Source organism: Pseudomonas sp. SIMBA_067 (genome assembly GCF_046534675.1).
Lineage (GTDB): Bacteria > Pseudomonadota > Gammaproteobacteria > Pseudomonadales > Pseudomonadaceae > Aquipseudomonas > Aquipseudomonas putida.
The window spans coordinates 1-267 of the sequence record NZ_JAWRYH010000526.1 but is presented as its reverse complement, the minus strand read 5'-3'; the positions used below and the strand labels follow the sequence as shown (position 1 = coordinate 267).

At 40.8% G+C, this 267-nt stretch carries 1 protein-coding gene; it reads left to right on the top strand.

The window, feature by feature from the left end; translation table 11 throughout:
* Nucleotides 1-267: hypothetical protein (locus SB765_RS30170; protein ID WP_410932567.1), on the top strand; the 267-nt coding region annotated here is incomplete at both ends.

The following is a 267-nucleotide window of genomic DNA, read 5'->3' as shown; positions in this document are numbered from 1 at the left end:
CTTGATATCACTTCTGCACAATCGCGTTATCAAAAAGCCGTTGTTGATCAAGAACAAAATAAAAATGATATTTCTATGCAATTGGCGGCAATTGCATCCCATCTAAAAGATATTGAGCAAATTCGCGCTGATAAACATGCACTTCAGAACACCATCGAAAGTTTAAAAGTGCAATACACTACTGCACGTGTAGAGCGACTGCGCAATGAGTTTACCCGCGAGGGAACACTGGAGGTCGATCATACCCTTAATTGTAAGCGTACTGAA